This is a genomic window from Saccharomonospora marina XMU15 (assembly GCF_000244955.1).
In the GTDB taxonomy this organism is placed as follows: domain Bacteria; phylum Actinomycetota; class Actinomycetes; order Mycobacteriales; family Pseudonocardiaceae; genus Saccharomonospora_A; species Saccharomonospora_A marina.
In genome coordinates this window covers 3,341,437-3,366,101 of the sequence record NZ_CM001439.1, presented here as the reverse complement: position 1 = coordinate 3,366,101, position 24,665 = coordinate 3,341,437, and the positions used below count along the sequence as shown (strand labels likewise).

25 protein-coding genes are annotated in these 24,665 nt (G+C 70.2%); 13 read left to right on the top strand and 12 right to left on the bottom strand.

Going from position 1 to position 24,665, the window contains the following annotated elements; genetic code table 11:
• Positions 1-82: 82 nt before the first annotated feature.
• Positions 83-1,543 carry a flavin-containing monooxygenase gene (locus SACMADRAFT_RS15885; protein WP_009154852.1) on the bottom strand — a complete coding sequence of 487 codons (1,461 nt, stop codon included), beginning with the start codon at positions 1,541-1,543 and terminating at the stop codon, positions 83-85.
• A 72-nt stretch (positions 1,544-1,615) separates the two neighbouring features.
• Between SACMADRAFT_RS15885 and SACMADRAFT_RS15880 the strand changes: the two genes are divergently transcribed.
• Positions 1,616-2,548 (top strand): AraC family transcriptional regulator, encoded by a 933-nt coding sequence (locus SACMADRAFT_RS15880; RefSeq protein WP_009154851.1) that lies wholly within the window; start codon positions 1,616-1,618, stop codon positions 2,546-2,548.
• Positions 2,549-2,567: 19 nt separating this feature from the next.
• Here SACMADRAFT_RS15880 and SACMADRAFT_RS15875 read toward each other — a convergent pair whose 3' ends face one another.
• The 4 genes from SACMADRAFT_RS15875 to SACMADRAFT_RS15865 form a co-directional block, all read right to left on the bottom strand.
• Complete coding sequence (locus tag SACMADRAFT_RS15875) at positions 2,568-3,134, bottom strand: hypothetical protein (RefSeq protein ID WP_040925719.1); 567 nt, start codon at positions 3,132-3,134, stop codon at positions 2,568-2,570.
• Between the two features lie 32 nt (positions 3,135-3,166).
• Positions 3,167-3,340, bottom strand: coding sequence for a hypothetical protein (locus SACMADRAFT_RS29970; RefSeq protein ID WP_009154849.1), 174 nt, complete (start codon positions 3,338-3,340; stop codon positions 3,167-3,169).
• Between the two features lie 129 nt (positions 3,341-3,469).
• Positions 3,470-4,087 carry an acetoacetate decarboxylase family protein gene (locus tag SACMADRAFT_RS15870; protein ID WP_009154848.1) on the bottom strand — a complete coding sequence of 206 codons (618 nt, stop codon included), beginning with the start codon at positions 4,085-4,087 and terminating at the stop codon, positions 3,470-3,472.
• An 8-nt stretch (positions 4,088-4,095) separates the two neighbouring features.
• Complete coding sequence (locus SACMADRAFT_RS15865) at positions 4,096-4,932, bottom strand: enoyl-CoA hydratase-related protein (RefSeq protein ID WP_009154847.1); 837 nt, start codon at positions 4,930-4,932, stop codon at positions 4,096-4,098.
• Between the two features lie 228 nt (positions 4,933-5,160).
• Here SACMADRAFT_RS15865 and SACMADRAFT_RS15860 point away from each other — a divergent pair, with 228 nt between their 5' ends.
• From SACMADRAFT_RS15860 to SACMADRAFT_RS15825, 8 genes are read left to right on the top strand one after another with little or no spacing between them, the layout of a single operon-like run.
• Entirely contained in the window at positions 5,161-5,952 is a 792-nt protein-coding gene (locus SACMADRAFT_RS15860; protein ID WP_040926482.1) for a TIGR03084 family metal-binding protein, read from the top strand.
• Positions 5,953-5,954: 2 nt separating this feature from the next.
• Complete coding sequence (locus SACMADRAFT_RS15855; RefSeq protein ID WP_009154845.1) at positions 5,955-7,640, top strand: acyclic terpene utilization AtuA family protein; 1,686 nt, start codon at positions 5,955-5,957, stop codon at positions 7,638-7,640.
• Positions 7,637-8,785: an acyl-CoA dehydrogenase family protein gene (locus SACMADRAFT_RS15850; protein WP_009154844.1), complete on the top strand. Its 1,149-nt coding sequence runs from the start codon at positions 7,637-7,639 to the stop codon at positions 8,783-8,785. Before SACMADRAFT_RS15855 ends, SACMADRAFT_RS15850 begins: the two co-directional genes overlap by 4 nt.
• Positions 8,782-10,389 (top strand): acyl-CoA carboxylase subunit beta, encoded by a 1,608-nt coding sequence (locus tag SACMADRAFT_RS15845; RefSeq protein ID WP_009154843.1) that lies wholly within the window; start codon positions 8,782-8,784, stop codon positions 10,387-10,389. Before SACMADRAFT_RS15850 ends, SACMADRAFT_RS15845 begins: the two co-directional genes overlap by 4 nt.
• A 20-nt stretch (positions 10,390-10,409) precedes the next feature.
• The gene (locus SACMADRAFT_RS15840) at positions 10,410-12,377 is read left to right on the top strand and encodes an acetyl/propionyl/methylcrotonyl-CoA carboxylase subunit alpha (RefSeq protein ID WP_040926481.1); all 1,968 of its coding nucleotides are present in this window, start codon (positions 10,410-10,412) and stop codon (positions 12,375-12,377) included.
• A gap of 2 nt (positions 12,378-12,379) precedes the next feature.
• A complete protein-coding gene (locus SACMADRAFT_RS15835) occupies positions 12,380-13,537 on the top strand; it encodes an acyl-CoA dehydrogenase family protein (protein ID WP_009154841.1) in 1,158 nt (385 codons plus the stop codon).
• Between the two features lie 21 nt (positions 13,538-13,558).
• On the top strand, positions 13,559-14,401 hold the full coding sequence (locus tag SACMADRAFT_RS15830; RefSeq protein ID WP_009154840.1) for an SDR family oxidoreductase: 843 nt from the start codon (positions 13,559-13,561) through the stop codon (positions 14,399-14,401).
• The gene (locus tag SACMADRAFT_RS15825; RefSeq protein WP_009154839.1) at positions 14,391-15,008 is read left to right on the top strand and encodes a TetR/AcrR family transcriptional regulator; all 618 of its coding nucleotides are present in this window, start codon (positions 14,391-14,393) and stop codon (positions 15,006-15,008) included. The genes SACMADRAFT_RS15830 and SACMADRAFT_RS15825 overlap by 11 nt, the downstream gene beginning before the upstream one ends.
• 201 nt (positions 15,009-15,209) lie before the next feature.
• Here SACMADRAFT_RS15825 and SACMADRAFT_RS15820 read toward each other — a convergent pair whose 3' ends face one another.
• Positions 15,210-15,824, bottom strand: coding sequence for a TetR/AcrR family transcriptional regulator (locus tag SACMADRAFT_RS15820; protein WP_009154838.1), 615 nt, complete (start codon positions 15,822-15,824; stop codon positions 15,210-15,212).
• Between the two features lie 43 nt (positions 15,825-15,867).
• Between SACMADRAFT_RS15820 and SACMADRAFT_RS15815 the strand changes: the two genes are divergently transcribed.
• The 3 genes from SACMADRAFT_RS15815 to SACMADRAFT_RS15805 all read left to right on the top strand — a co-directional run bounded on the left by SACMADRAFT_RS15815 (position 15,868) and on the right by SACMADRAFT_RS15805 (position 18,465).
• Positions 15,868-16,620 carry an SDR family oxidoreductase gene (locus tag SACMADRAFT_RS15815; protein WP_009154837.1) on the top strand — a complete coding sequence of 251 codons (753 nt, stop codon included), beginning with the start codon at positions 15,868-15,870 and terminating at the stop codon, positions 16,618-16,620.
• Complete coding sequence (locus SACMADRAFT_RS15810; protein WP_009154836.1) at positions 16,617-17,402, top strand: SDR family oxidoreductase; 786 nt, start codon at positions 16,617-16,619, stop codon at positions 17,400-17,402. Before SACMADRAFT_RS15815 ends, SACMADRAFT_RS15810 begins: the two co-directional genes overlap by 4 nt.
• A 64-nt stretch (positions 17,403-17,466) precedes the next feature.
• Positions 17,467-18,465 carry a phosphotriesterase family protein gene (locus tag SACMADRAFT_RS15805; protein WP_009154835.1) on the top strand — a complete coding sequence of 333 codons (999 nt, stop codon included), beginning with the start codon at positions 17,467-17,469 and terminating at the stop codon, positions 18,463-18,465.
• A 12-nt stretch (positions 18,466-18,477) separates the two neighbouring features.
• Here SACMADRAFT_RS15805 and SACMADRAFT_RS15800 read toward each other — a convergent pair whose 3' ends face one another.
• The gene (locus SACMADRAFT_RS15800; protein ID WP_009154834.1) at positions 18,478-19,041 is read right to left on the bottom strand and encodes a GNAT family N-acetyltransferase; all 564 of its coding nucleotides are present in this window, start codon (positions 19,039-19,041) and stop codon (positions 18,478-18,480) included.
• Between the two features lie 40 nt (positions 19,042-19,081).
• Positions 19,082-19,678 carry a TetR/AcrR family transcriptional regulator gene (locus SACMADRAFT_RS15795; RefSeq protein WP_009154833.1) on the bottom strand — a complete coding sequence of 199 codons (597 nt, stop codon included), beginning with the start codon at positions 19,676-19,678 and terminating at the stop codon, positions 19,082-19,084.
• 107 nt (positions 19,679-19,785) lie between these two features.
• On the opposite strand from SACMADRAFT_RS15795, the gene cutA reads away from it, so the two are divergent.
• Positions 19,786-20,109, top strand: a complete 324-nt coding sequence (gene cutA / locus SACMADRAFT_RS15790) for a divalent-cation tolerance protein CutA (protein WP_009154832.1) — start codon at positions 19,786-19,788, stop codon at positions 20,107-20,109.
• Between the two features lie 7 nt (positions 20,110-20,116).
• On the opposite strand, the gene SACMADRAFT_RS15785 is transcribed toward cutA, so the two are convergent.
• The 4 genes from SACMADRAFT_RS15785 to SACMADRAFT_RS15770 are packed head-to-tail and all read right to left on the bottom strand — an operon-like array spanning position 20,117 to position 24,661.
• Complete coding sequence (locus SACMADRAFT_RS15785) at positions 20,117-21,241, bottom strand: acyl-CoA dehydrogenase family protein (RefSeq protein WP_009154831.1); 1,125 nt, start codon at positions 21,239-21,241, stop codon at positions 20,117-20,119.
• Positions 21,238-22,431: an acyl-CoA dehydrogenase family protein gene (locus SACMADRAFT_RS15780; protein ID WP_009154830.1), complete on the bottom strand. Its 1,194-nt coding sequence runs from the start codon at positions 22,429-22,431 to the stop codon at positions 21,238-21,240. Before SACMADRAFT_RS15780 ends, SACMADRAFT_RS15785 begins: the two co-directional genes overlap by 4 nt.
• Positions 22,428-23,639 (bottom strand): acyl-CoA dehydrogenase family protein, encoded by a 1,212-nt coding sequence (locus SACMADRAFT_RS15775; protein WP_009154829.1) that lies wholly within the window; start codon positions 23,637-23,639, stop codon positions 22,428-22,430. The genes SACMADRAFT_RS15780 and SACMADRAFT_RS15775 overlap by 4 nt, the downstream gene beginning before the upstream one ends.
• Positions 23,639-24,661 carry a phosphotransferase family protein gene (locus tag SACMADRAFT_RS15770; protein ID WP_009154828.1) on the bottom strand — a complete coding sequence of 341 codons (1,023 nt, stop codon included), beginning with the start codon at positions 24,659-24,661 and terminating at the stop codon, positions 23,639-23,641. Before SACMADRAFT_RS15770 ends, SACMADRAFT_RS15775 begins: the two co-directional genes overlap by 1 nt.
• Positions 24,662-24,665 lie beyond the last annotated feature (4 nt).

Sequence of the window (24,665 nt, the reverse complement as noted above, 5' to 3'; positions counted from 1 at the left end):
CGTGGTGTTGTTGATCACGGCGCTGCCGATCCGGTGCGGTGCCCGTCCCGGGTGCTCCGGCAGGCGCGGAGCTCGGGCGGCCTCAGCCGGTGGTGTGCACCTCGAAGTCGGCGAGCTCGACGGCGCGGGTGCGCTTGCGGTACTCACCGGTGCGACCGGGCCAGTTCGACACCACCCTGCCGTGCTCGTTGCGGTACCAGCTGCTGCAGCGGGTCCACACCGAGCGCTCGAGCCGGGCCTGCACCTCGTCGTCCCAGCGCTGCTCGGCCTCCGCACGCACGTCGAGGTAGTGGCCGGGGTGCCGCACGAGTTTGCGTACCGCGTCGCCGATGTAGCGTGCCTGGCTCTCCAGCATGTAGATGATCGAGCCGCCGCCGAGGTTGGTGTTCGGGCCGTACATCAGGAACATGTTCGGAAAACCCGGGACCGTGATACCGAGGTGGGCACGCGCACCCTCGCTCCACGACTGCGAAAGCGGCCGGTGGCCCACCCCGTGCACCTTCATCGGCGCGAGCAGTTCACGCGCCGCGAAGCCGGTCGCGTAGATGATGACGTCGGCGGCGTACTCAGTGCCGCCGGCGGTGCGCAGCCCGGTCGGCGTGATCTCCACGATCCGCTCGGTAACCAGCTCCACATTGGACTTGGTGAGCGCGGGGAGGTAGTCGTTGCTGAACAGCACCCGTTTGCAGCCCAGTTCGTAGTCCGGGGTGAGTTTGCGCCGCAACTCCTCGTCGGGCACCTGCTCGCGCAGGTGCTTGCTGGTCTGCCGCAGGAACAGCGGGGTGAACACGCGCCACTTGGAAAGGCACAGCTGTGCGAACTCGGCGTAGAGCCAAAACAGCAGCCGGTCCAGTGTCTGCAGTGCAGCCAGTCGAAGGAACCTGCGGTGCCAGGCGGTGTAGTCGTGGTCGCGTTTGGGCATGATGTACTGCGCCGAACGCTGGAACACCGCCAGTTTGCCGACATTCGGCTGGATCTTCGGCACGAACTGGATCGCGCTCGCCCCCGTGCCGACGACGGCCACGCGCTTGCCGGTCAGGTCGCAGTCGTGGTTCCACTCCGCCGAATGGAACGAGCTGCCCTGGAAGGAGTCGATACCAGGGATCGGCGGGTAAGCGGGCCGGGACAGTTGCCCGGTGGCCGGGATGAACACCCGGGTGGCGAACTGCTCGCCGTCGGTGGTGCGCACCAGCCACGTTCCGCTGTTCTCGTCGAACTCGGCGGTGGCCACCTCGCTGCCGAAGCGGACATGGTTGAGCACACCGAACCTGGCCGCCGTTCGCTCGAGGTAGGCGTGGATGTCGGCCTGCTCGGAGTAGCGGCGCGGCCAGGAGCGGTTGCGCGCGAACGAGTAGGAGTACAGCGGTGAGGGGACGTCGCAGCCGGAACCGGGGTAGGTGTTGGCCCGCCAGACCCCGCCGACGCGGTCGGCCTTCTCCAGCACGACGAAGTCATGGATGCCCGCCCGCCGAAGTTCGATCGCCATCGCGACGCCGCCGAACCCCGCGCCCACGATGAGGGCTGTCGTGCTGATCGTGTCCATGCCGGGAGATTAGAGGGGGCCGAAGCGGCACTCCAGCGGAGGTGAGGACAAGATATTGATATTTTCGGACACATGGTGGCCTGGGACTTCCCGCGCGGGATCGTCAGCGTCGCGCTGCTCGTGGACTTCGCCACGGCGCGCGGGATCGCCGCCGAATCCGTGCTCGCGGGTACCGGCATCGACGTGCGCATCACGCGCGACCCCCTCGCGCAGGTCGAGGCCCACCAGGAACTGGCGGTGGTGCGAAACCTGATCCACTGCGACGACGAGGACCCTGCCACGCTGGGCGCCGAAGCGGGCAGGCTTTACCACGCGACCTCCTACGGCATCTTCGGCTACGCCGTCACCAGCAGCCGCACGGTCGGCGACGCCATCGAGTTCGCGCTGCGCTACGTCGAGCTGACCTACGTGTTCTGCGTGCCGGAGTTGCGGGTGGAGGGCGACACCGCGCACCTGTACTGGCGTGCCGAAACCGTGCCGTCCGACGTGCGGTCGTTCCTGCTGGCACGCGACGTGGCGGCGACCTTCACGCTGATGGACGAGTTGCTCGGCATGCGCCCGGAGTACGACGACGAACACCACCGCGTGAGCTTCGCGCGGCACCTGCTCGACCTGCCGATGCCGCAGGCGAACGAGCACACCGCCGCGCTGTGCGAGCGGCAGTGCCGCGAGTTGCTCGCCCGCCGCCGCGAGCGCTCCGGCGTCGCAAGGCAGGTGCGGGACCGGCTACTGGCCGCGGACGGGTTGCGCGCCGGGATGGAGCACGTCGCCGCGGACCTGGGTATGAACGTGCGCACGCTGCGGCGCAGGCTTGCCGAGGAGGGCACCAGCTACCGCGCGCTGGTGGACGAGGTTCGCGAGGCGTTCGCGGAGGAACTGCTGGCCACCCGCGCGCTGTCGGTGGAGCAGGTGGCCTACCGGCTCGGCTACGGCGAAGCCTCCAGCTTCATCCGCGCCTTCCGGCGCTGGAAACGCACCAGCCCCCGCCGCTACCTGACGCACTGAGCGAGCCACGAGGCCGCGGTCAGGATTGCGGCTTCTGCCCGAGCAGGTAGATGTCCGAGCACAGCGATGGCCGATAACGCAACAGGCCGTCGACGAAGGGAACGAGTGTGCGGACAGCGGGGTAACGGCTCGCGTAGCCCGCCCAGTTGCGGCTGAGAAGGGTAGCGCGCCGCAGCCCCATGTCCCTGGCGATGTAGTGCAGGTCCGACACATCAGGCTCGCACATGGCCACGGAAGACAGGTTGCTCTCTACCGGTCCCGCCTGGAAGTCCATTTGCCGTGGCCGAGCGGCACGGAGATGCGTTTGCGCAGGTTGACGCAATTCGGTACGCCCAGGAAGAACCAACCGCCTGTTCGCAGCGCCGCCATCACCTCGGCGAACAGCCGCTTGGGAGAGTGGTGCCAGTGGTTCCATGCTGTCGAACGTGGTGATGATGTCCAGGGAACGGGGCTCCAGCCCGAGGCCGTCACGAATGACGTCGCGACTTTCGATCTTGACACCAAGTGCTCGGTGGGTATTCAGTGCGTCGTCGCCGTAACGGTCGTTCGCCGGATCGCAGAAGTCGTCGATGACAGTGGCGTTCATGCCCAGTTTGGCGCAGGCCGCGGAGAAGGTGCCTATCCCGCCACCGACGTCCGCGATGTTCCTGCTGAAGCGAGCCGATGTGCGAGGCCCACCTGAAAGACCTGTCGTCGGGTGTCCTTGACCGCCTTGTCGAGCAGTGCAGGCGGGTATTCGCTCGCGACGTCCCTGACGGCGGATTCGACCTCGTCGATTCCCGTGGCAGCCATGGTTCTGCTCGCGCCGGCATCGGTTCTGCTCATGTTTGTGCCAGGCCGAAGGCGTCGCAAGCGGTGCGGCGAAGTGCTCCCCTTTCGTGAAACCGGATTCGCGATCGGCGAAATCGCGCCTGCGGGTGTTCAGGCGCGTCCGCCGAACCTGATCCGGAAATCCCGCAGTTGGGCACTCAGCAACGGCTTGCGGCCCGCGAGGTAGCCGAGCGGGCCCGCCGGGTTGATGTTCCACCTCGCCGAGGCCAGCCGCGGCCTGCCTCGGGAGGTGACCCTGCTGGCCAGTGGCGCACCGTCCATCGACTGCACGATCGCGAACGCGGCAGGCACCCGCACGGGCGGACCGCCACGTGAGGTAAACGCCGCGGTGGCGATCCAGTCCCGCTGCGTGCTCGCCGAGCCGGTGAAGCCGCCGCCGCCGGTGAAGCTCAGGTTCGCCAGTTCCTTTGGGATGCCCCACAGTTGCCGACCGCCCGCCAGCGAGGCCGCACTGTCCACCCAGATCTCGGTGATCGTGCCGGTCGGCCGCGCGCCACGGCGAACGGCGACGGTGGCGAGCAACTCGTGATACGACATCTCTCCCGGCGGGCGGTAGTCGATCCAGGCGGTGACCACCACGGCCCTGCCACCGATGGTCACCGGCGTCACCGAGCCGGGCAGGCGGGGCAGCCGTCCGCGCGGCACCGCCCACACCGACAGGTGCGCGTCGCCTGCCAGGTTCCACGGTTCGGGTGGATAGTCCGGCATCGCCTGGTTCAGCCTTTCACCCACGGCAGGAATTCGGGCAGGTCGTTGTTCGGGCTCAGGGTGAACTTCGGCGGCCGCTTCTGCAGGAACGAAAGTACACCCTCTGCCGCGTCGGGATTGCTCATGATGCTCGCGATGAGCTTGGAGTCCACCTCGTGCACGGGCAGCGGTGAGTCCATACCGGACATGCGGTACAGCAGTTGCCTGGTGACTGCCACCGAGACCGGCGCGGTGTTGGCCGCGAGGTCGGCCGCCAGTTCGTAGGCGGCGTCGAGCACCTTGTCGGGCTCGTGCAGGCTGTGCACCAACCCTGCCGAATGTGCCTCCTGCGCGTCGAACACCCGCCCGCTCACCATCCAGTCCATCGCCCTGCCCATACCGACCAGTCGGGGCAGGAACCACGCGGAGGCGCCTTCGGGATAGATGCCCCGCCGCACGAAGACGAACCCGAAACGGGAGTCGGTGGCGGCCAGCCGGTAGTCGGCGGAGAGGGTGATCGTGATGCCGCCACCGATGGCGGCGCCCTTGATCGCGGCGATCACCGGCTTGTTCAGCTGGAACACCCGCTTGGACACCCGGCCTGCGGGCTCCTGCCACGCCGTGTCGGGGCCGTTTTGATCGAAGTCGAACCCGCCCTGCGACAGGTCGGCGCCGACGGAGAAATCCTTGCCCTCACCCGTGAGCACCACGACCCGCACGTCCTCGTCGGCGTCGGCGCGGCCGAACGCGTCGGCCAGTTCGTCGGACATCCGCACGGTGTAGCCGTTACGGGCCTGCGGGCGGTTCAGCGTGATCGTCGCGATGCGATCCGCGACGCGGTAGGTGATCTCGGCGTAGTCGGTCACGGGAAGCCTCCTGTGGTCTTGCGGGACACCCACCCCTGGTGCCTCGTGTGTCCTGCGGCGCACCTGGTCCTGTGCCTACCCCGGCGCGGCGATCGTTGACCGTATTGCACCACACGCTTACTGGCAACCGGTCAACAACCCAAAACAATCACGCGTGCTTGATTTTTTCTCCTGGCGGTGCCACGCTCGCCGCAGGCGGCCGCGGCGCCGAGGAAGGTGGGGTTCAAGGTGGTGGAGCTCGAGGCGATCCTTCGCGATCTGGACGCGGAGGGGCAGGAGGTCGACGACCTCGTGAGCGGGCTGGCCGACGACGAATGGGCGAAGCCGACTCCGGCGCAGGGCTGGACCGTGGCGCACCAGATCGCGCACCTCGCCTGGACCGACGGCAAGGCCCTGCTCGCGGCGCGGCACCCCGAGGAGTTCGGTGCCGAGGTCAAGCGCGCGCTGGCGGCGGGGGAGGGCTACGTCGACGACGCCGCCGCCGAGGGCGCGGCTACACCACCCGCGGACCTGCTGGCGGCGTGGCGGCAGGGCCGCACACAGCTACGGCAGGCACTGGCCAGCGTGCCCAGCGGCACGAAACTGCCCTGGTACGGCCCCCCGATGAGCGCGGCTTCGATGGCCACGGCGCGAATGATGGAGACCTGGGCCCACGGCCAGGACGTGGCCGACGCGCTCGGTGTCGAGCGCGTTCCCACGGCCAGGCTGCGCCACATCGCGCGGTTCGGAGTACGTACCCGCGACTTCGCCTTCCACCTGCACTCGCTGACCGCGCCTGCCGAGGAGTTCCGCGTCGAGTTGACCGCGCCGGGCACGGGGACCTGGGCGTTCGGGCCTGCCGACGCGGCGCAGCGGGTGAGTGGCTCTGCGCTGGACTTCTGTCTCGTCGTCACCCAGCGCCGCCACCCCGCCGACACCGGCCTGCGCGCCGAAGGCGCCGACGCCCAGCAGTGGTTGCGCATCGCGCAGGCGTTCGCGGGCCCGCCGGGGCAGGGCAGGCAACCGGGACACGCGGGGTGAACATGCTCAGGATCGCCAACGCGTCCGGCTTCTACGGCGACCGCTTCTCCGCGGTGCGCGAGATGCTCACCGATGGCGAGATCGACGTGCTCACCGGCGACTACCTCGCCGAGTTGACCATGCTCATCCTCGGCCGCGACCGGTTGAAGGACGCCAGTCGCGGCTACGCCAGGACGTTCCTGCGCCAACTCGAGGGCAGCCTGGGCCTCGCCAAGGACCGCGGCGTCAAGATCGTCAGCAACGCGGGCGGGCTGAACCCGGCGGGGCTGGCCGAGGCCGTTCGGGAACTGGCGCGGCGGCTCGGCATCACCGTCGACGTCGCGCACGTCGAGGGCGACGACCTGCTGGCGCGAGCGGACGAACTCGGGTTGGGTCAGCCACTGACCGCCAACGCCTACCTCGGCGCGTGGGGTATCGCCGAGTGCCTGCGCGCCGGGGCCGACGTGGTGGTCACCGGCCGCGTCACCGACGCCTCGCTCGTCGTCGGCCCTGCCGCGGCGCACCACGGCTGGCGCCGTGACGACTACGACGCGCTGGCGGGCGCGGTGGCCGCAGGCCACGTCATCGAGTGCGGTGCGCAGGCCACCGGCGGCAACTACGCCTTCTTCACCGAGCACGAGATCGGTGTGCCGGGGTTCCCGATCGCCGAGGTCCATCCCGACGGCTCCAGCGTGATCACCAAGCACGAGGGCACCGGGGGAGTGGTGACCGTCGGCACGGTCACCGCGCAACTGCTGTACGAGATCGCGGGCCCTCGCTACCCGGGCCCCGACGTCACCGCCCGCTTCGACACCGTCGAACTGCGGCAGCAGGGCGCCGACCGGGTGCTGATCCGCGGCACGCGCGGTGAACCGCCGCCGAAGACGCTCAAGGTCGGGCTCAACCGGCTCGGCGGGTTCCGAAACGAGGTGACGTTCGTGCTCACCGGCCTCGACATCGAGGCCAAGGCCGCACTGGTGCGTGAACAACTGCGGACCGCGTTGCGCGGCAGCGAGCCCGAGCAGGTGCGCTGGACGCTCGGTCGAACCGACCACCCCGACGCCGACACCGAGGAAGCCGCCAGCGCGCTGCTGCACTGCGCGGTCAAGGACCCCGATCCGAAAGTGGCGGGCAGGGCATTCAGCGGCGCGGCGATCGAGCTCGCGTTGGCCAGCTACCCCGGTTTCCACGTCACGGCCCCGCCTGCCGAGGCATCGCCTTACGGCGTGTTCACCGATTCCACTGTGGACGCCGAACTGGTGCCGCACGTGGCGGTGTTGGCCGACGGTACGCGCGTGGACATCCCACCGCCGGGCGAGACGCGCGATTTGCTGGAGCCGCCGGTCCCGCAGCTGCCGGAGCCGTTGCCGCAAGGCCCGGTCCGGCGGGTGCCACTGGGCGCGATCGCCGGTGCCCGTAGCGGAGACAAGGGCGGCAGCGCCAATGTCGGCGTGTGGGTGCGCACCGAGCGGCAGTGGCGATGGCTGGTGCACACGCTCACCGTCGAACGGCTGCGGCAGTTGCTGCCGGAGACCGAGGACCTACCAGTACGCAGGTATCTCCTGCCGAACCTGCTCGCCGTCAACTTCGTCGTCGACGACCTGCTCGGTGAGGGCGTCGCGGCGCAGGCGCGCTTCGACCCGCAGGCGAAGGCATTGGGGGAGTGGCTGCGCAGCCGAGTTGTCGAGATCCCGGAGGAGATACTGTGAGCGACCCCTTCGCCACGCCCGAGCGAGTCGAACTGCGCCGTACGGTGCGCCGGTTCGTGGAGAACGAGGTGCTTGCCCACCTCGACGACTGGGAGCGGGCCGGGGAACTGCCGAGGGAACTGCACCGCAAGGCGGGCGACATCGGCCTGCTTGGCGTGTCGTTCCCGGAGAGCGTCGGCGGCTCCGGCGGCGACTACCTCGACGCGCTCACCGTCACCGAGGAGATCCACTACGCGGGCGGCTCCGGCGGGCTGGTCGCTTCGCTGTTCACCTGCGGCATCGCGGTACCGCACATCGCGGCGGCGGGCGACGAGCGGCAGATCGAGCGCTGGGTGCGGCCGACACTGGCCGGTGAGAAGATCGGGTCGCTTGCGGTGACCGAGCCCGACGGCGGCTCCGACGTCGCCGCGATCCGCACCACGGCCAAGCGCGACGGCGACCACTACGTCGTCAACGGCGCGAAGACCTTCATCACCTCCGGCTGCCGTGCAGACTTCGTGACCACCGTGGTGCGTACGGGAGACCAGGGGGCGCACGGCCTTTCGCTGCTGGTCGTTGAGCGTGACACCCCGGGCTTCACGGTCAGCCGCAAGCTGGAGAAGATGGGTTGGCACTGCTCCGACACCGCCGAGTTGTCCTTCAGCGATGCCAGGGTGCCGGTTGCCAACCTGGTCGGCGAGGAGAACAGCGCCTTCGCGCAGGTCGCCACCCAATTCGTCACCGAGCGGCTGTCGCTGGCCGTGCAGGCCTACGCCACCGCGCAGCGCGCGCTCGACCTCACCCTGCGGTGGTGCCGTCTCCGCGAGACGTTCGGCAGGCCGCTCATCTCGCGCCAGCTTGTGCAGCACAAGCTGGTGGAGATGGCCCGGCGGATCGACCTCGCCCGCACCTACACCCGGCAGGTGGCGATCCGTCACGCACAGGGCGAGGAAGTGATCGCGCAGACCTGCTTCGCGAAGAACACCGCCGTCGAGGTCGGCGAGTGGGTGCTGAACGAGGCGGTGCAGCTGCACGGCGGGCTGGGCTACCTTCGGGAATCCGAAGTGGAGCGGCACTATCGCGACGTTCGGATTCTCGGTATCGGAGGCGGCACCAACGAGATCCTCGCCGGGCTCGCCGCCAAGCGGCTCGGGTACACCGCATGACCGCGCTGCGCTCCACACTCGACACAGCCGGTGCGGAGTACGCCGCCTACCGCGAGGCCATGCTGGCCAAACTCGCGGAGCTGGAAGCCGAACATGCCAAGGCCGTCGCGGGCGGCGGCGACAAGTACGTCGCCCGTCACCGCGAGCGTGGCAAGCTGACGGTGCGGGAGCGGATCGAGCTCCTGCTCGACGAGGACTCGGCGTTTCTCGAGTTGTCCCCGCTGGCGGGGTGGGGCAGCGACTTCCAGGTCGGTGCCAGCGTGGTGACCGGGATCGGCGTGGTCAGCGGTGTGGAGTGTGTCGTCATCGGGCACGACCCGACCGTGCGCGGTGGCGCGAGCAATCCGTGGACGGTGCGCAAGATCTTCCGTGCCTGCGACATCGCCATGCAGAACCGGCTCCCGGTGATCAACCTGGTCGAGTCCGGCGGGGCGGACCTGCCGACGCAGAAGGAGATCTTCATCCCGGGTGGTCGGCTCTTCCGCGACCTGACCAGGCTGTCGGCCGCGGGTATCCCCACGATCGCGCTCGTGTTCGGCAACTCCACCGCTGGTGGCGCCTACGTGCCGGGGATGTCGGACTACGTCGTGATGATCGAAGGGCGCTCGAAGGTGTTCCTCGGCGGGCCGCCGCTGGTGAAGATGGCCACCGGGGAGGAGTCCGACGACGAGTCCCTCGGCGGTGCGGGTATGCACGCCCGCACCTCCGGCCTTGCCGACCACCTCGCCCGCGACGAGGTGGATGCCATCCGCATCGGCAGGCGGATCGTGAGCAGGCTGAACTGGCGCAAGCACGGGCAGCAGGCCGCAGCGGTCGTGTCGCCGCGGTACGCGGAGGACGAACTGCTCGGTGTGGTGCCCGACGGGCTGAAGGTCCCGTTCGACCCGCGCGAGGTGCTGGCGCGCGTCGTGGACGGTTCGGAGTTCGACGAGTTCAAGCCGCTGTACGGGACCAGCCTGGTCACCGGTTGGGCGCGCGTGCACGGCTACCCGCTCGGCGTGCTCGCCAACGCTCAGGGTGTGCTGTTCAGCGAGGAGTCGCAGAAGGCGGCCCAGTTCATCCAGCTGGCAAATCAGACCGACACGCCGCTGCTGTTCCTGCACAACACCACCGGCTACATGGTCGGCAAGGACTACGAGCAGGGCGGCATCATCAAGCACGGCGCGATGATGATCAACGCGGTGTCCAACAGCAAGGTGCCGCACATCTCGATCCTGCTCGGAGCCTCCTACGGCGCCGGGCACTACGGCATGTGCGGTCGCGCCTACGATCCCCGCTTCCTGTTCGCCTGGCCGAGTGCCAAGTCGGCGGTGATGGGGCCGCAGCAACTCGCCGGGGTGCTGTCCATCGTGGCCAGAGCCGCCAGCCAGTCGCGCGGCCAGCCGTACGACGAGGACGGCGACGCCGCCATGCGGGCGGCGGTGGAGGCACAGGTGGAGGCCGAGTCGCTGCCGATGTTCCTTTCCGGACGGCTCTACGACGACGGCGTGATCGACCCGAGGGACACCAGAACCGTACTCGGACTGTGCCTTTCGGCCATCCACACCAATCCCGTGCGCGGTGCCCAGTTCGACGGCACCGGCTTCGGCGTCTTCCGGATGTGAGGGGCGAGCGCGTGACAACCGTGATCGAGAACCTGCTCGTCGCCAACCGGGGCGAGATCGCGCTGCGGGTCTTTCGCTCCTGCCGCGACGCCGGTATCGGCACCGTCGCCGTGTACTCCGACGCCGACGCGGACTCGCCGCATGCCACGGCCGCCGACGCGGCGATCCGGCTGCCCGGCGACGTGCCGGCACAGACCTATCTTCGGGCCGAGGCCATCGTCGCCGCCGCGCTGGCCGCCGGCGCGGATGCCGTCCACCCCGGTTACGGCTTCCTGTCCGAGAACGCCGACTTCGCGCGCGCGGTCACCGGCGCGGGCCTGACCTGGGTCGGCCCGCCCGCGGCGGCGATCGAGAGCATGGGGTCGAAGGTCGAGGCCAAGCGACTCATGGCGGCCGCGGGCGTGCCCGTACTGGCAGAACTCGATCCGTGCGAGGTCACCGAGGCCGACCTGCCCGTGCTGGTGAAGGCTTCCGCGGGCGGCGGCGGCCGAGGGATGCGGGTGGTGCGGGAACTCGGTGAGCTGGCCTGCGCCGTGGACAGTGCCAGTGCCGAGGCCGCTTCGGCGTTCGGTGATCCGACGGTGTTCTGCGAGCGCTACCTGGAGGCGGGCAGGCACATCGAGGTGCAGATCGTGGCCGACGCTCACGGCACCGTGTGGGCGATGGGCGAGCGGGACTGCTCGATCCAGCGCAGGCACCAGAAGGTGGTGGAGGAGGCGCCCTCACCGCTGGTGGACGAGGACATGCGGCAGCGGTTGTTCGCCTCCGCCCGCGCCGCGGCGAGCGCCATCGGCTATGTCGGCGCGGGAACGGTGGAGTTTCTCGCCACCGGCGGCGGCGAGTTCTACTTCCTGGAGATGAACACGCGGCTGCAGGTGGAGCACCCGGTGACCGAGTGCACCACGGGAACCGACCTGGTGGCGCTGCAACTGCGGATCGCGGAGGGGCATGCCCTTCCCGCCGAGCCACCGCTGCCGAGCGGGCACGCCATCGAGGTGCGGCTCTACGCCGAGGACCCCGCGGCAGGGTGGAGCCCAAGGAGCGGGCCGCTGTACCACTTCGCGGTGCCCGGGGTCACCGCCGAGTTCACGGTGCCGCGCGGCCACGGTATCCGGCTCGACAGCGGCGTCGTCGACGGTTCCGTGGTGGGCGTTCACTACGACCCGATGCTGGCGAAGGTCATCGCATGGGGTCCTGATCGCCGCAGCACCGCCAGGATGCTCGCGGGCGCGGTGGCCAGGGCCCGCATTCACGGGGTCGGCACCAACCGCGACCTGCTGGTGAACGTGCTGCGCCACCCCGCGTTCCTCGACGGTGACACCGACACCGCCTTCCTCGACCGGCACGGCATCGACACGCTGGCGGCGCCGCTGGCCACCGAGCAGGCGGTACGGCTCTCGGTGCTGGCCGCCGCACTGGCCGACGCGGCACACAACCGGGCTCGGGCGGGCGTGCAGGGCGGGCTGCCGAGCGGATGGCGCAACGTGGTCGCCGTGCCGCAGCGCAAGCGCTACACCGAGTGCGGTGCGAACGGCACCGAGCACGAGGTGCGCTACCGGCTCACCCGCGAAGGGCTGCAGGCTCCCGATTACCCCGACGTCACGCTCGTCGAGGCGCAGCCACACCGCGTCGTACTGGACGTCGCGGGCGTGCGCAGGGCGTTCGACATCGCGCGCTACCCCGGTCTTGTCGCGGTCGACTCGCCGCTGGGTCCGGTGAACCTCACGCCGGTGCCGCGGTTCACCGACCCCGGCGCCGAACTCGCCGCCGGTTCCCTGGTGGCGCCGATGCCGGGCACCGTCGTGCGCGTCGCCGTCTCGCGAGGTGACCGGGTCCGCGCCGGCGAGCCGCTGCTGTTCCTCGAAGCCATGAAGATGGAGCACCGCATCGCCGCGCCGTCGGCAGGTGTGGTGACGCAGCTGCCCGTGTCCGTCGGGCAGCAGGTGGAACTCGGCGCCGTGCTCGCCGTCGTCAACACAGAGGAGTGAACGTGAATTTCGTCGAGGCACCCGAACGGCAGGCGCTGCGCGAGGCGGTGGCCGAGCTGGCGGGCAAGTACGGCCACGAGTACTACCGTGACAAGGCCCGCAGCGGGGGACACACCAGCGAGCTGTGGGACGAGGCAGGCAGGCTGGGCTACCTCGGCGTGAGCGTTCCCGAGGAGTACGGCGGCGGTGGGGCGGGCATCGGCGACCTCGCGGCCGTGTGTGAGGAGTTCTGCGCCGCGGGCACTCCGATGCTGCTGATGGTCGTCTCGCCCGCCATCTGCGCCACCGTCATCGCGCGGTTCGGCACCGACGAGCAGAAGCGGCACTGGCTTCCGGGGTTCGCCGACGGCAGCGTGCGGATGTCGTTCGCCATCACCGAACCCGACGCGGGCTCCAACGCCCACCGCATCACCACCACCGCGCGCCGCGACGGCGGCGACTGGATTCTCAACGGGCGCAAGGTGTTCATCTCCGGCGTCGACGAGGCCGATGCGGTGCTCGTGGTCGGCCGCACCGAGGACGCAAGGACCGGCAACCTCAAGCCCGCGCTGTACATCGTGCCCACCGACACCCCCGGTTTCGAGTATCGACGGATCGAGATGGACCTGGTGTCGGCGGACAACCAGTTCGGCCTTTTCCTCGACGACGTACGGCTGCCCGCCGACGCGCTCGTGGGCTCCGAGGACGCCGCCATCGCCCAGCTGTTCGCCGGGCTCAACCCCGAGCGCATCATGGGCGCCTCGTTCTCGGTGGGCATCGCACGTTACGCGCTGGACAAGGGCGTTGCCTACGCCAAGCAGCGCAGTGTCTTCGGCGCGCCGATCGGTTCGCACCAGGGGCTGGCGCATCCGCTGGCGCAGGTGAAGATCGAGCTGGAGCTGGCGAAGCTGATGACGCAGAAGGCCGCCGCGCTGTACGACTCCGGCGACGACTTCGGTGCGGGCGAGGCGGCCAACATGGCGAAGTACGCTGCGGCCGAGGTCGCGATTCATGCGGTCGACCAGTCGGTGCAGGTGCACGGCGGCAACGGGCTGGCTTCGGAGTACGGGCTCGGCACGCTGCTTTCGGCGGTCCGGGTCGGCCGGATCGCGCCGGTGAGCAGGGAGATGGTGCTGAACTTCGTCGCGCAGCACAGCCTGGGCCTGCCGAAGTCCTACTGAGAGCAACAAGGGAGCAAGACCATGACGACACTGGCGGGCAAGACCCTGATCATGTCGGGCGGCAGCCGCGGCATCGGCGAGGCCATCGCCGTGCGTGCGGCGCGCGACGGTGCCAACGTGGCACTGCTGGCCAAGACCGCCGAGCCGCACCCGAAGCTGCCCGGCACCGTCTACACCGCCGCAAAGGCGGTCGAGAACGCGGGCGGGAACGCGCTGCCGATCGTCGGTGACGTGCGCGACGACGAGGCCGTCGCCGCGGCGGTGCAGCGCGCGGCCGAGCAGTTCGGCGGTCTGGACATCGTGGTGAACAACGCCAGCGCCATCGACCTCACCGGCTCCGAGCACATCCCGATGAAGCGCTACGACCTGATGCAGGACATCAACGCGCGCGGGTCGTTCCTGCTGTCGCGAACGGCCATCCCGCACCTGCGAGGTGCGGCCAACCCGCACATCCTCACGCTGTCGCCGCCGATCCGGCTGGAGCCGAGGTGGTTCGAGGCGGGGCATCTCGCGTACAGCATCGCGAAGTACTCGATGAGCCTGGTGACGGTGGGTCTGGCCGCCGAGTTGCGCGGCGACGGCATCGCGGCCAACTCGCTGTGGCCGCGCACCACCATCGACACGGCCGCCATCCGCAACGTGGTCGGGGCCGAGCTGTCCAGCCGTTCCCGCACCCCGGAGATCATGGCCGACGCGGCTCACGCGATCCTGACCAGGCCCAGCCGTGAGGTGAGCGGCAACTTCTTCATCGACGACGAGGTGCTCGCCTCCGTCGGCGTCACCGACCTGGCGAAGTACCGGCTGTGCGAGCGGGAGGAAGACCTGCAACTCGACTTCTGGGTTGATCCCGCCGATGGCGCGTGAGCCGAGGCAGGAACGCAGCAGGACCACTCGGCGGCGGCTGGTGGACGCCGCCGTCGAGTGTCTGGCCGAGTTGGGCTGGAACGGCACCACGGTGGGTGTGATCGCCGAGCGCGCCGGGGTGTCGCGCGGCGCGGCCCAACACCACTTCCCGACCAGGGAGCAGCTGGTCGTCGCCGCCGTGGAGTTTCTCACCGAGGAGCAGATCGCCGAGCTGCGCGAGCAGGCGGCGGCGCTGCCGGAGGGCCCTTCCCGGGCCGGTCCGGTCGCGCGGATGTTGCTCAATCTCTACACCGGGCCGAAGTTCCGTGCCGCGCTGCACCTGTGGGTCGCCGCCTCCACCGACGAGGCGTTGCGCGCGGTCCTGGCGCCGCTGGAGGCGCAGGTGGGCAGGGAGGCGCACCGGATGGCGGTCGAGCTGCTCGGTGCCGACGAGTCGCGGCAGGGCGTGCGGGAGACCGTGCAGGCCACCCTCGACCTCGCCCGTGGCCTGGGCCTGGCGAACCTGCTGACCGACGACACCAAGCGGCGCGAGCAGATCGCGCGGCAGTGGGCCACCCTGCTGGAGCCGATGGTGGCCGAGCGCTCCAGCAGCGCGGGCGCCCGGTGAGTTCCCGCGCACACTCGCGCGCGCAGGACCCGTGGCCCGGAACGCAGAACTCGCGGGCAGCCGCGCAGAACTCGCGGGCGAGAGCGGGGGACTCGCGGGCAGGAAGGGGGGACTCGCGCCGGGGGTGGCGTGACGGGTGAGCGAGCGCTTAGTATGTTGCGGCGTCAGCGTCGCCGGGCAGGAGGTGAGTGTGAGCCGCGGTCAGTCGACCTTCGCCCCCAGCATGCGCAGCGCCAGCTCGCCGTATTCCTCGCCGAGCACCGCAGGCGCCTTGCGCGCCCGCTCGGAGTACCAGCGCGCGACGTCGATGCCCAGCGACAGCACCGCCCGCGCCGCCGTGCCCGGATCGGCGACGGTGAAGTCGCCCGACTCCATGCCGCGCACCACCAGGTCGCGCATGATCCGCTCGATCCCGCGCCGCAGATCCGCCACCACCTCGAACTCCTTCTCCGGCAGCGCCTGCAGTTCGTACTGCACCACCCTGGCGACGGTGTGCCGCCGGGCATGCCAGGTCACGAACCGCTCCACGATCAGGCGGACGCCCTCGACCGGCGAATCGGCCTCCTCGGCGGCCTCCCGCACGAGTGCCAGCGCCTGCTGGTGCCCGTTGCGGCTGATCGCGAACAGCAACGCGGCCTTGGAAGGGAAGTGGACGTACAGCGCGGCCGGGCTCATGCCGGCGCCACTGGCGATGTCGCGGGTGGTGGTGGCGTGGTAGCCGCGCCGCGCGAACGACTCGACCCCGGCCAGCATCAACCTGCGTGCCGCCTCCGGCTGGACGTCGGGCCACAAGTCGGCCGACAGGGACATCGTCATGCGAGGATTGTAAGCGAGCGCTTAGCGTGATAGGAGAAACCCGGTGAATTCCCTCAAGGGCCGCGTGGCCATTGTGACAGGCGCCAGCCGCGGCATCGGACTCGGCGTGGCGCACGCGCTCGTCGAGGCGGGCGCCAAGGTGTGTATCACGGCCCGAAAGCCCGAGCCGCTCGCTGACGCCGTCGAACAGCTCGGCGGCGAGGCTGTCGCGATCGGCGTGCCGGGCAAGGCCGACGATCCCGAGCATCAGGAGCAGGCCGTCGCCCGCACCGTCGAGACGTTCGGCAGCCTGGACCTGCTGGTCAACAACACCGGCATCAACCCCGTCTACGGTCCGACGATCGACGTCGACATCGAGGCGGCGGCCAAGATCTTCGCGGTGAACGTGCTGGCCCCGCTGGCGTGGACCCGCAGGGCGCGGGACGCGTGGATGGGCGAGCACGGCGGCGCGGTGGTCAACGTCGCCTCCATCGCGGGACTGCGCTCCTCGCCCGGTATCGGCATGTACGGCGTGTCCAAGGCGGCGCTGATCCGGCTGACCACCGAGCTGGCGGCCGAACTCGCGCCCGCGATCAGGGTGAACGCGGTGGCGCCCGCGGTGGTGAAGACCAAGTTCGCGACCGCGCTGTACGAGAACCGCGAGGACGAGGTCGCCGCGGCCTATCCGATGAAGCGGCTGGGGATTCCCGAGGACGTCGCGGGCGCGGTGGCGTTCCTGCTGTCCGACCGGGCGAGCTGGATCACCGGGCAGACGCTCGTGATCGACGGCGGCAGCACGCTCGGCGGTGGCTTGTGAGCTTCGACTTCCCCGACGCCGGTGTGGTCGTCACCGGCGCCGGTGGCGGCATCGGCGCCGCGCTCGCCCGCCGCCTCGCCGGTGAGGGCGCGCGTGTCGTGGTGGCCGACCTCGACGGTGACGCCGCCCGTGCGGTGGCCGCCGAGGTGGGCGGCACGGCCTTCGCAGGCGACGTCGCGAGCGAGGACGGCGCGCGCGCGCTGGTCACCGAGGCGCGGCGGGTGCTGGGTGAGATCGACCTGTTCTGCGCCAACGCGGGTGTGGCCGTGCACGGCGGGCCCGAGGCCGGCGAGGAGGCGTGGGCCCGCTCGTGGGAGGTCAACGTGATGGCCCACGTGCGTGCTGCCAGGCAGTTGCTGCCCGGCTGGCTGGAACGGGGCAGGGGCCACTTTCTGGCCACCGCATCGGCGGCAGGGCTGCTCACCAATCTCGGGTCGGCACCGTACTCGGTCAGCAAGCACGCCACCGTGGCCTTCGCCGAATGGCTTCAGGCCACTTACCGGCATCGGGGCATCACCGTGCAGGCGGTGTGCCCGCAAGGTGTCCGGACCCGGATGCTCGCGGACGCGGGCAGGGGTGGCGACCTCATCATGGGCGCGGGCGCGATCGAGCCGGAGCAGGTGGCCGAAAGCTGCGTCGCGGGCCTGCGGGACGGCGGCTTCCTGATCCTGCCGCACCCGGAGGTGGCCGACTACTACGCCACCCGCGCCACCCAGACCGATCGCTGGCTCGCCGGGATGAACAAGCTGCAGCGAAAGGTGGAGCAGGCGCTGCAGGAGTGAGGCGATCCGGGCGCGGCGGACAGCCGTGTCCTGAGGTCCCGGGAAGAAGGCGAGGTGGCCCTCGGTGGCCGAGACCGGACCGGCGCGGCGGGCCAAGCAGGTGCAAACCGTGCGCGGTCCGGTGAGCGCGTCGCGGCTGGGCAGGGTGCTGGCCCACGAACACATCTTCGTGCTCAGCCCGGAGTTCCTGGTGAACTATCCCGAGTACGAGGGCTTCCGCGAGGCGAGCGACGTGCCGGAGGCCGTGCGGCGGCTGAACGAGTTGGCGGCCGAGGGGATCGACACGATCGTCGATCCCACCGTCGTCGGTCTTGGCCGCGACATCCGGCGCATCCAGCGGGTCGCGGCCGAGGTCGACCTCAACATCGTCGTCGCGACCGGCCTCTACACCTATCGCGACCTGCCGCACTTCCTGCACCAGCGCGGGCCTGGCGGTCCCTTCGGCGACGCTGAGCCACTGGTGGAGATGTTCGTCGGCGACATCACCGACGGCATAGCGGGCACCGGGGTGAAGGCGGGAGTGCTCAAGTGCGTCACCGACAGGGCGGGCATCACCAGCGGGATAGCCAGGGTGTTGCGTGCGGTCGCCGAGGCACATCACCGCACGGGCACGCCGATCATGACGCACACCCATGCGGGCAGCAGGCAGGGGCTGGCCCAGCAGAACGCGTTCGAGGCCGAGGGGGTCGATCTCTCGCGCGTGCTGATCGGGCACTGCGGCGACACCACCGACCTGGACTACCTCATGGCACTGGCCGACCGGGGCTCGCTGCTGGGGATGGACCGGTTCGGGGTGGACACCATCCTGCCGTTCGAGCGGAGGGTGGACACCGTGGTGCGGCTGTGCGAGCGCGGCTACGACGAGCACCTGGTGCTCTCGCACGACGCCGCCTGCTACATCGACTGGCTGCCGAGGGACAAGCTGCCCAGCGTGCTGCCGAACTGGCACTACCTGCACATCACCAGGGACGTGCTGCCCGCGTTGCGGCAGCGGGGCGTCACCGAACGGCAGTTGCGGCGGATGCTCGTCGACAACCCACGCCGGTTTCTCGCGGGCGATTGAGCCGCGCCGCGCTCAGCCGGGCGGTGGTAGCGGTAGCTGGTAGTTGATGCTGTCCTCGTCGGCCGTGCCCAGCGCACCCGGCCACATGGCGGCGATACCCAGGTGTGCCGCGTCGTTGCCGGGCAGCACGGCCGCGTCGAAGGTGCGGACACCCTGTGCGCTGGCGAGGTCGGCGAGCCGCGTCACCAGCGCCCGCCCCACACCCATGCGTTGCCAGGAGTCCACCACCAGCACCGCCAGGTCCGCGCGGGCGGGCCTGCCCGTGCTCGCGTACTGGGCCAGGCCGACCACGTCCGTCCCGACGAGCGCGACGACGGCCTCCTGCTGCCGGTGGTCCAGTCTCCGCAGTTGGCGTAGCAGCGCGGCCGGAATGGCGGGCGTTCCGACGAAGAACCGGTGGTGCAGCGAGGTGGGTGACAGCCGCGGCGACATCGCCTCGACCCGGGGCAGGTCGGACGGCCGCAACGGGCGGACAACGGGCCACCGCCGTGCCCCGGCCGCGTGGGCCGAGCCGGGCGGGGCAAAAAAACGATCGATCGTGCTATTTAGTGCCGACAGTTCGGCTCGCGGGATCATGTGACACCTTTCCTGTGGTGGGGCCCTGCTTGGGGGGGGGTCAGCGGGCAGCGCGGAGGCTGTCGAGCAGGGTTTCGAACGCTCGCCCGGCCCGCTGCCGCGCGGCGGGGTCGTCGAGCAGCCTGGCGGAGTGGATGTAGGCCAGCACGATGCCGTGCAGGTCCTGGGCGAACTGGTGGGGATCGACGTCGTCGCGGAAGTGTCCCTCCGCCACGCCCGTCCGGCACACCTGCGCGATCGTGTCCCTGAGGTCGCGTTCGTCGCTCACCAGCAGGTCGCGTACCGGGCCGGGCCGGTCGTCGAACTCCGTGGCGGCAGTGGTGAACAGGCAGCCGCCGCTGAGCACGTCGCCGGAGCACCAGCGCATCCAGTGCTCGAAGAACGCGCGTACCCGTGGCTCGCCGCGGCGGGTGGCCAGTGCCGGCCGCACCACCACATCGACGAACCGGTCGCGGGTGTGCCGCAGCACGTCCAGTTGCAGCGACTCCTTGGACCGAAAGTGCGCGAACAGTCCGCTCTTGGACAGTTCCGTCCTGGCGGCGAGGGTGCCGATGGTCAGCCCTTGCAGGCCGACCCTGCTGGCGATCTCGGCGGCCTCGTCGAGGATCGCCTGCTTCGTGCTCTCACCCTTGCCCACCCGACATGTTTAGCACGATCGTTCGGTCTTGCCAAGTCGGTGTGTGGCGCCGAGTTCGCGCCCGTGGCGATCATCGGTCTCGACGACCGATGACTACGCTTGCCCGCATGGCTTCCGAGCACGTCATCGTCGCTACCACCACCGACTCCGAGGAGCGCGCACACGCGCTCGCCGCGAGCGCCGTCGAGGCGAAACTCGGCGCGTGCGCGCAGATCGTCGGCCCGATCACCAGCGTCTACCGCTGGCAGGGAGCCGTGGAGACCGACCGGGAGTGGCGGGTCGAGGTCAAGTCGGCCGCCGACCGCGCCGAGGCATTGGTGCGTCACCTCACCGAGCACCACACCTACGACGTGCCCGAGGTGATCGTCACCCCGATCACCTCGGGCCACGCAGACTACCTTTCCTGGCTCGTTACCGAGACCCGGACCTGAGCCGTGCTCAGCCGGGCAGGTCGACGAGCCCGGCCAGGGTGGCGCGGTGCCGTCCCGGCGCGCCGAGGGTGATCTCGTCGGCCTTGGCGCGCTTGAGATAGAGGTGCGCCGGGTGTTCCCAGGTCATTCCGATGCCGCCGTGCAACTGGACGCATTCCTCCGCAGCGTGCACGGCCACGCCCGCGCAGTACGACTGCGCGACCGCCACCGCCACACCCGCGTCCTCCCCGCCGGTGGCCAGCACGTCGGCGGCGTAGCGGGCCGCGGCCCGCGCGGCAACCAGTTCCAGCCACCGGTCGGCGATGCGGTGCTTGAGCGCCTGGAACGACCCGACCGGGCGGCCGAACTGGTATCGGCCCTTCAGGTAGCTCACCGTCTCGTCGAGGCACCACTGCGCCACCCCGAGTTGCTCGGAGGCCAGCAGTCCCGCGCCGACGAGCAGCCCGTGCTCCAGTGCCGGGACCGCCAGCCGCGGTCCGGCCAGCAACCGGGCGGGAGCCCGGCGCAGCGTCACGTCCGCGACCCGCCGGGTCAGGTCCAGCGGCACCACGTCCGCCACCTCCACCCCGGCGGCAGAGGTGTCCACTTCGTACAGACCGGGCCCTTCGTCGCCGGTGGCGGGCACCACGAGCACGTCGGCCACCGCCGCGTCGGCCACGGTGGCGACCGCGCCGTCGAGTGAACCGTCGGCGCCCACCCGCACCGAGGACGGGAACGCCGAACCCGCCGCCGAGGACATCGGCACGGCGAGCGCGGCGGTCGCCTCGCCACCGGCGAGCCTGCGCAGCAACGCGGCCACCGGTTCGGTCGAGGTGTCGGCGCGCAGCAGCACCGACGTCGCCAGCACGGCGCTACCGAGGAACGGCACCGGCGCGACGGCCCTTCCCAGCTCCTCGAGCACCAGCGCGGTCTCCCGGGTGGAAGCGCCCTGCCCGCCCAGTTCCTCGGGCACGTGCAGCCCGCCGAGGCCGAGCTCCGCGCTGAGCGTGCGCCACAGCGCCGGATCGTAGGGCTGCTCGCTCTCCACCCGCGCCAGCAGCGTCGAGGGCTCGCACCGGTCGGCGAGCAGATCCCGCACGCTGGCGCGCAGGTCGGTCTCCACATCGGAGTACAGCAGGTTCGGCGTGCTCATCGCGGCAGGTCCTTCCACGGTACGTCCTTGTCGACACGCGGCTCCGACGGCAACCCCAGCACGCGCTCGGCGATGATGTTGCGCAGGATCTCCGAGGTGCCGCCCTCGATCGAGTTGCCCTTCGCGCGCAGGTAGCGGTAACCGGCGTGCCTGCCGAGGAAGTCGACCAGTTCCGGCCTGCGCATGGTCCAGTCGTCGTAGCGCAGCCCTTCGTCGCCGAGCAACTCCAGCTCCAGCCCCGAAAGCGCCTGCGAAAGCCGGGCGAACGCCAGCTTCATGCCCGAGCCCTCCGGGCCGGGCGAGCCCACGGCCAGCTGCTGGCGCAGCCTGGCGCCCGCGAGCCGGAACGCCTCGGTCTCCACCCACAGCCGCAGCAGCCGCTCGTGCAGGTCGGGAGTGCGTAACTCGGGGCGTGCCCGCCAGGTGGCGGTGACCTTGCCGAGCATGCCGCCCTCGCGGGGCATCGCGTTGCCGCCGATGGCGACCCGCTCGTTCATCAGCGTGGTCTGCGCGACCTTCCAGCCCTCGCCGACCTCGCCGAGCCGGTGCGAGTCGGGAACGCGCACGTCGGTGAGGAACACCTCGTTGAACTCGGCCTCGCCGGTGATCTGCCGCAGCGGCCGGACCTCCACACCGGGGTGCGTCATGTCGCACACGAAGTACGTCATGCCCTGATGCTTGGGCACGTCGGGGTCGGTACGGGTCACCAGGATCGCCCAGCGGGCGGTGTGCGCGGTGGAGGTCCATACCTTCTGGCCGTTGACCACCCACTCGTCGCCGTCCCTGACCGCCCTCGTCGCCAGCGCCGCCAGGTCCGAGCCCGCGCCGGGCTCGCTGAACAGCTGGCACCACACCTCCTCACCGGTCCACAACGGACCAAGGAAGCGGCGTTTCTGCTCGTCGGTGCCGAAGCGGAGGATGGTGGGGGCGGCCATGCCGAGACCGATACCGATCCGGCGCGGGTTGTTGTCCGGAGCGCCCGCGGCGGCCAGTTCGGCCTCCACCACGGACTGCAGCTCCCTTGGCGCACCCAGCCCGCCGAGCCCGGGCGGGAAGTGCACCCACGCCAGCCCGGCGTCGAACCGGGCGCGCAGGAACTCCATGCGGTCGGTGGTGGCCGGGTCGTGCTCCTCGAGCAGCGTCTTGACGCGATCGCGCAGTTCGGTCGCGTCCACGGCGGGGTCGGTCATGACTGGTACCTCTTGAGTTCTCGCCGGGCCATCGAACGTTTGTGTACCTCGTCGGGGCCGTCGGCCAGCCGCAGCATCCGTGCCGACGCCCACAGTCCGGCCAGCAGGAAGTCCTGGCTGACGCCTGCGGCACCGTGGGTCTGGATGGCCTTGTCGATGATCCACTCCACCGACGCGGGAGTGGCGATCTTGATCGCCTGGATCTCGGTGTGGGCGCCCCTGTTGCCCACCTTGTCCATCAGCCAGGCCGTCTTCAGCACCAGCAGCCGCAACTGCTCGACGCGCACCCGCGACTCGGCGATCCACTCCCGGATCACGCCCTGTTCGGCGAGCGGCTTGCCGAAGGCCACCCTGGACACCGCGCGCTCGCACATCAACTCGATGGCACGCTCTGCCATCCCGATCAGCCGCATGCAGTGGTGGATGCGGCCGGGACCGAGCCTGGCCTGCGCGATGGCGAAGCCGGAGCCCTCCTCGTCGATCAGGTTCTCGGCGGGAACCCGCGCGTCGTCGAACACGATCTCGGCGTGCCCACCATGGTCGCTGTCGTCGAACCCGAAGACGCTCATGCCGCGTCTGATGTGGACACCCGGGGTGTCCCGGGGTACGAGGATCATGCTCTGCTGGCGGTGCGGCGGTGCGTCCGGGTCGGTCTTGCCCATCACGATGAGCACGCGGCAGTTGGGGTTCATCGCTCCGGTGATGAACCACTTGCGCCCGTTGATGACGTAGTCGTCACCGTCTCGCCGGATGCGGGTGGCGATGTTGGTGGCGTCGGAGGAGGCGACCTCCGGCTCGGTCATGGCGAAGGCGGAGCGGATCTCGCCGTCCAGCAGCGGCCGCAGCCACCGCTGCTTCTGCTGCTCGTTGCCGAACTCGGCCAGCAACTCCATGTTTCCGGTGTCGGGCGCGGCGCAGTTGATCGCGGCGGGCGCCAGTTGCGGGCTGCGGCCGGTGATCTCGGCCAGCGGGGCGTACTGCAGGTTGGTCAGCCCCGCGCCGAGTTCACCCGGCAGGAAGAAGTTCCACAGTCCGCGCTTGCGAGCCGCTGCTCTGAGTTCGGTGACGACAGGAGGTACCTGCCACGGGTCGGCCTTGTCACGCGTCTGCTCGGCAAGCACCGGTTCGGCCGGGTAGACGTGCTCGGCCATGAACGACTGCAGCCGTTGCCGGTGCTCCTCGGTCGTGGAGTCGAAGTCGAAATCCATCAGTCCTCCTTCAAGGTGGCGTTGCCGTGCGCCACCAGCGGTGGCACGCCGTCGCCGATGGCCTCGAATCCCTCACCGACGGTCTTGCCCTGGCTGAACCGGTAGTAGATGCCCTCGAGGATCACCGCGAGCTTGAAGAAGGCGAACGCCACGTACCAGTTGAGAGCCGAGACGTCGCGGCCGCTGCGCTGGGTGTAGCGGGTGATGACCTCGTCGGCCGCCGGGTACCCCGGCGCGGCGCTGACGTTGCTGACGACGCCGACGTCCAGCGTGCTGAGCTGGGCGTAGGCGATGAGCAGCGCCAGGTCGGTGAGCGGGTCGCCGAGCGTGGACATCTCCCAGTCCAGCACGGCCTTGATCTGATCGTCCGACCCCACCAGCACGTTGTCGAGGCGGTAGTCGCCGTGCACGATCGTCGGACTGCCGGAGGCGGGCAACCTGGCCGCGAGGCGTTCGTGCAGCGTCTCGATGCCGGGCAGGTCACGGCTGCGGGAGGCGTCGAGCTGCTTCTTCCACCGCCGCAGCTGCCGCTCCAGGTAGCCTTCCGGCCTGCCGAAGTCGGAAAGGCCAACCGAGACGAAGTCCACGGCATGCAGATCGCCGAGCGTGTCGATCAGTGCGTCGGCGATGTGGCGGGTGCGCCGCTCGCCGAGCGCGGCCAGCTCCTCGGCCTTGCGGTAGGGCGTGCCCTCCACGAAATCCATCACGTAGAACGGCGCGCCGATCACCGACTCGTCCGTGCACAGCAACCGGGTGGGCGGAACCGGAACCGCCGTGGGCCCCAGCGCGCTCAGCACCTTGTGCTCGCGCCCCATGTCGTGGGCCGTCGGCAGCACGTGCCCCAGTGGCGGGCGGCGCACCACCCAGCGGTTGGTGCCGTCGCTGACCACGTATGTCAGGTTGGACCGGCCGCCCTCCACCACCTGAGCGTTCAGCGGCCCTGCCACGAGGCCGGGTAGCTCGCGTTCGAGGTGGGTGCGCAGCCGCTCAAGGTCGAGGCCCGGTGGGTCCTCGTTGCTCATCTGA

Coding starts and splice junctions, on each gene's coding strand:
- SACMADRAFT_RS15825 (WP_009154839.1), top strand. CDS start 14,391: ATGGCGCGTGAGCCGAGGCAGGAACGCAGCAGGACCACTCGGCGGCGG.
- SACMADRAFT_RS15845 (WP_009154843.1), top strand. CDS start 8,782: ATGACCGCGCTGCGCTCCACACTCGACACAGCCGGTGCGGAGTACGCC.
- SACMADRAFT_RS15855 (WP_009154845.1), top strand. CDS start 5,955: ATGCTCAGGATCGCCAACGCGTCCGGCTTCTACGGCGACCGCTTCTCC.
- SACMADRAFT_RS15820 (WP_009154838.1), bottom strand. CDS start 15,824: ATGACGATGTCCCTGTCGGCCGACTTGTGGCCCGACGTCCAGCCGGAG.
- SACMADRAFT_RS15770 (WP_009154828.1), bottom strand. CDS start 24,661: ATGAGCAACGAGGACCCACCGGGCCTCGACCTTGAGCGGCTGCGCACC.
- cutA (WP_009154832.1), top strand. CDS start 19,786: ATGGCTTCCGAGCACGTCATCGTCGCTACCACCACCGACTCCGAGGAG.
- SACMADRAFT_RS15775 (WP_009154829.1), bottom strand. CDS start 23,639: ATGGATTTCGACTTCGACTCCACGACCGAGGAGCACCGGCAACGGCTG.
- SACMADRAFT_RS15830 (WP_009154840.1), top strand. CDS start 13,559: ATGACGACACTGGCGGGCAAGACCCTGATCATGTCGGGCGGCAGCCGC.
- SACMADRAFT_RS15785 (WP_009154831.1), bottom strand. CDS start 21,241: ATGAGCACGCCGAACCTGCTGTACTCCGATGTGGAGACCGACCTGCGC.
- SACMADRAFT_RS15780 (WP_009154830.1), bottom strand. CDS start 22,431: ATGACCGACCCCGCCGTGGACGCGACCGAACTGCGCGATCGCGTCAAG.
- SACMADRAFT_RS15870 (WP_009154848.1), bottom strand. CDS start 4,087: ATGCCGGACTATCCACCCGAACCGTGGAACCTGGCAGGCGACGCGCAC.
- SACMADRAFT_RS15885 (WP_009154852.1), bottom strand. CDS start 1,543: ATGGACACGATCAGCACGACAGCCCTCATCGTGGGCGCGGGGTTCGGC.
- SACMADRAFT_RS15875 (WP_040925719.1), bottom strand. CDS start 3,134: ATGAACGCCACTGTCATCGACGACTTCTGCGATCCGGCGAACGACCGT.
- SACMADRAFT_RS15800 (WP_009154834.1), bottom strand. CDS start 19,041: ATGATCCCGCGAGCCGAACTGTCGGCACTAAATAGCACGATCGATCGT.
- SACMADRAFT_RS29970 (WP_009154849.1), bottom strand. CDS start 3,340: ATGGCTGCCACGGGAATCGACGAGGTCGAATCCGCCGTCAGGGACGTC.
- SACMADRAFT_RS15880 (WP_009154851.1), top strand. CDS start 1,616: ATGGTGGCCTGGGACTTCCCGCGCGGGATCGTCAGCGTCGCGCTGCTC.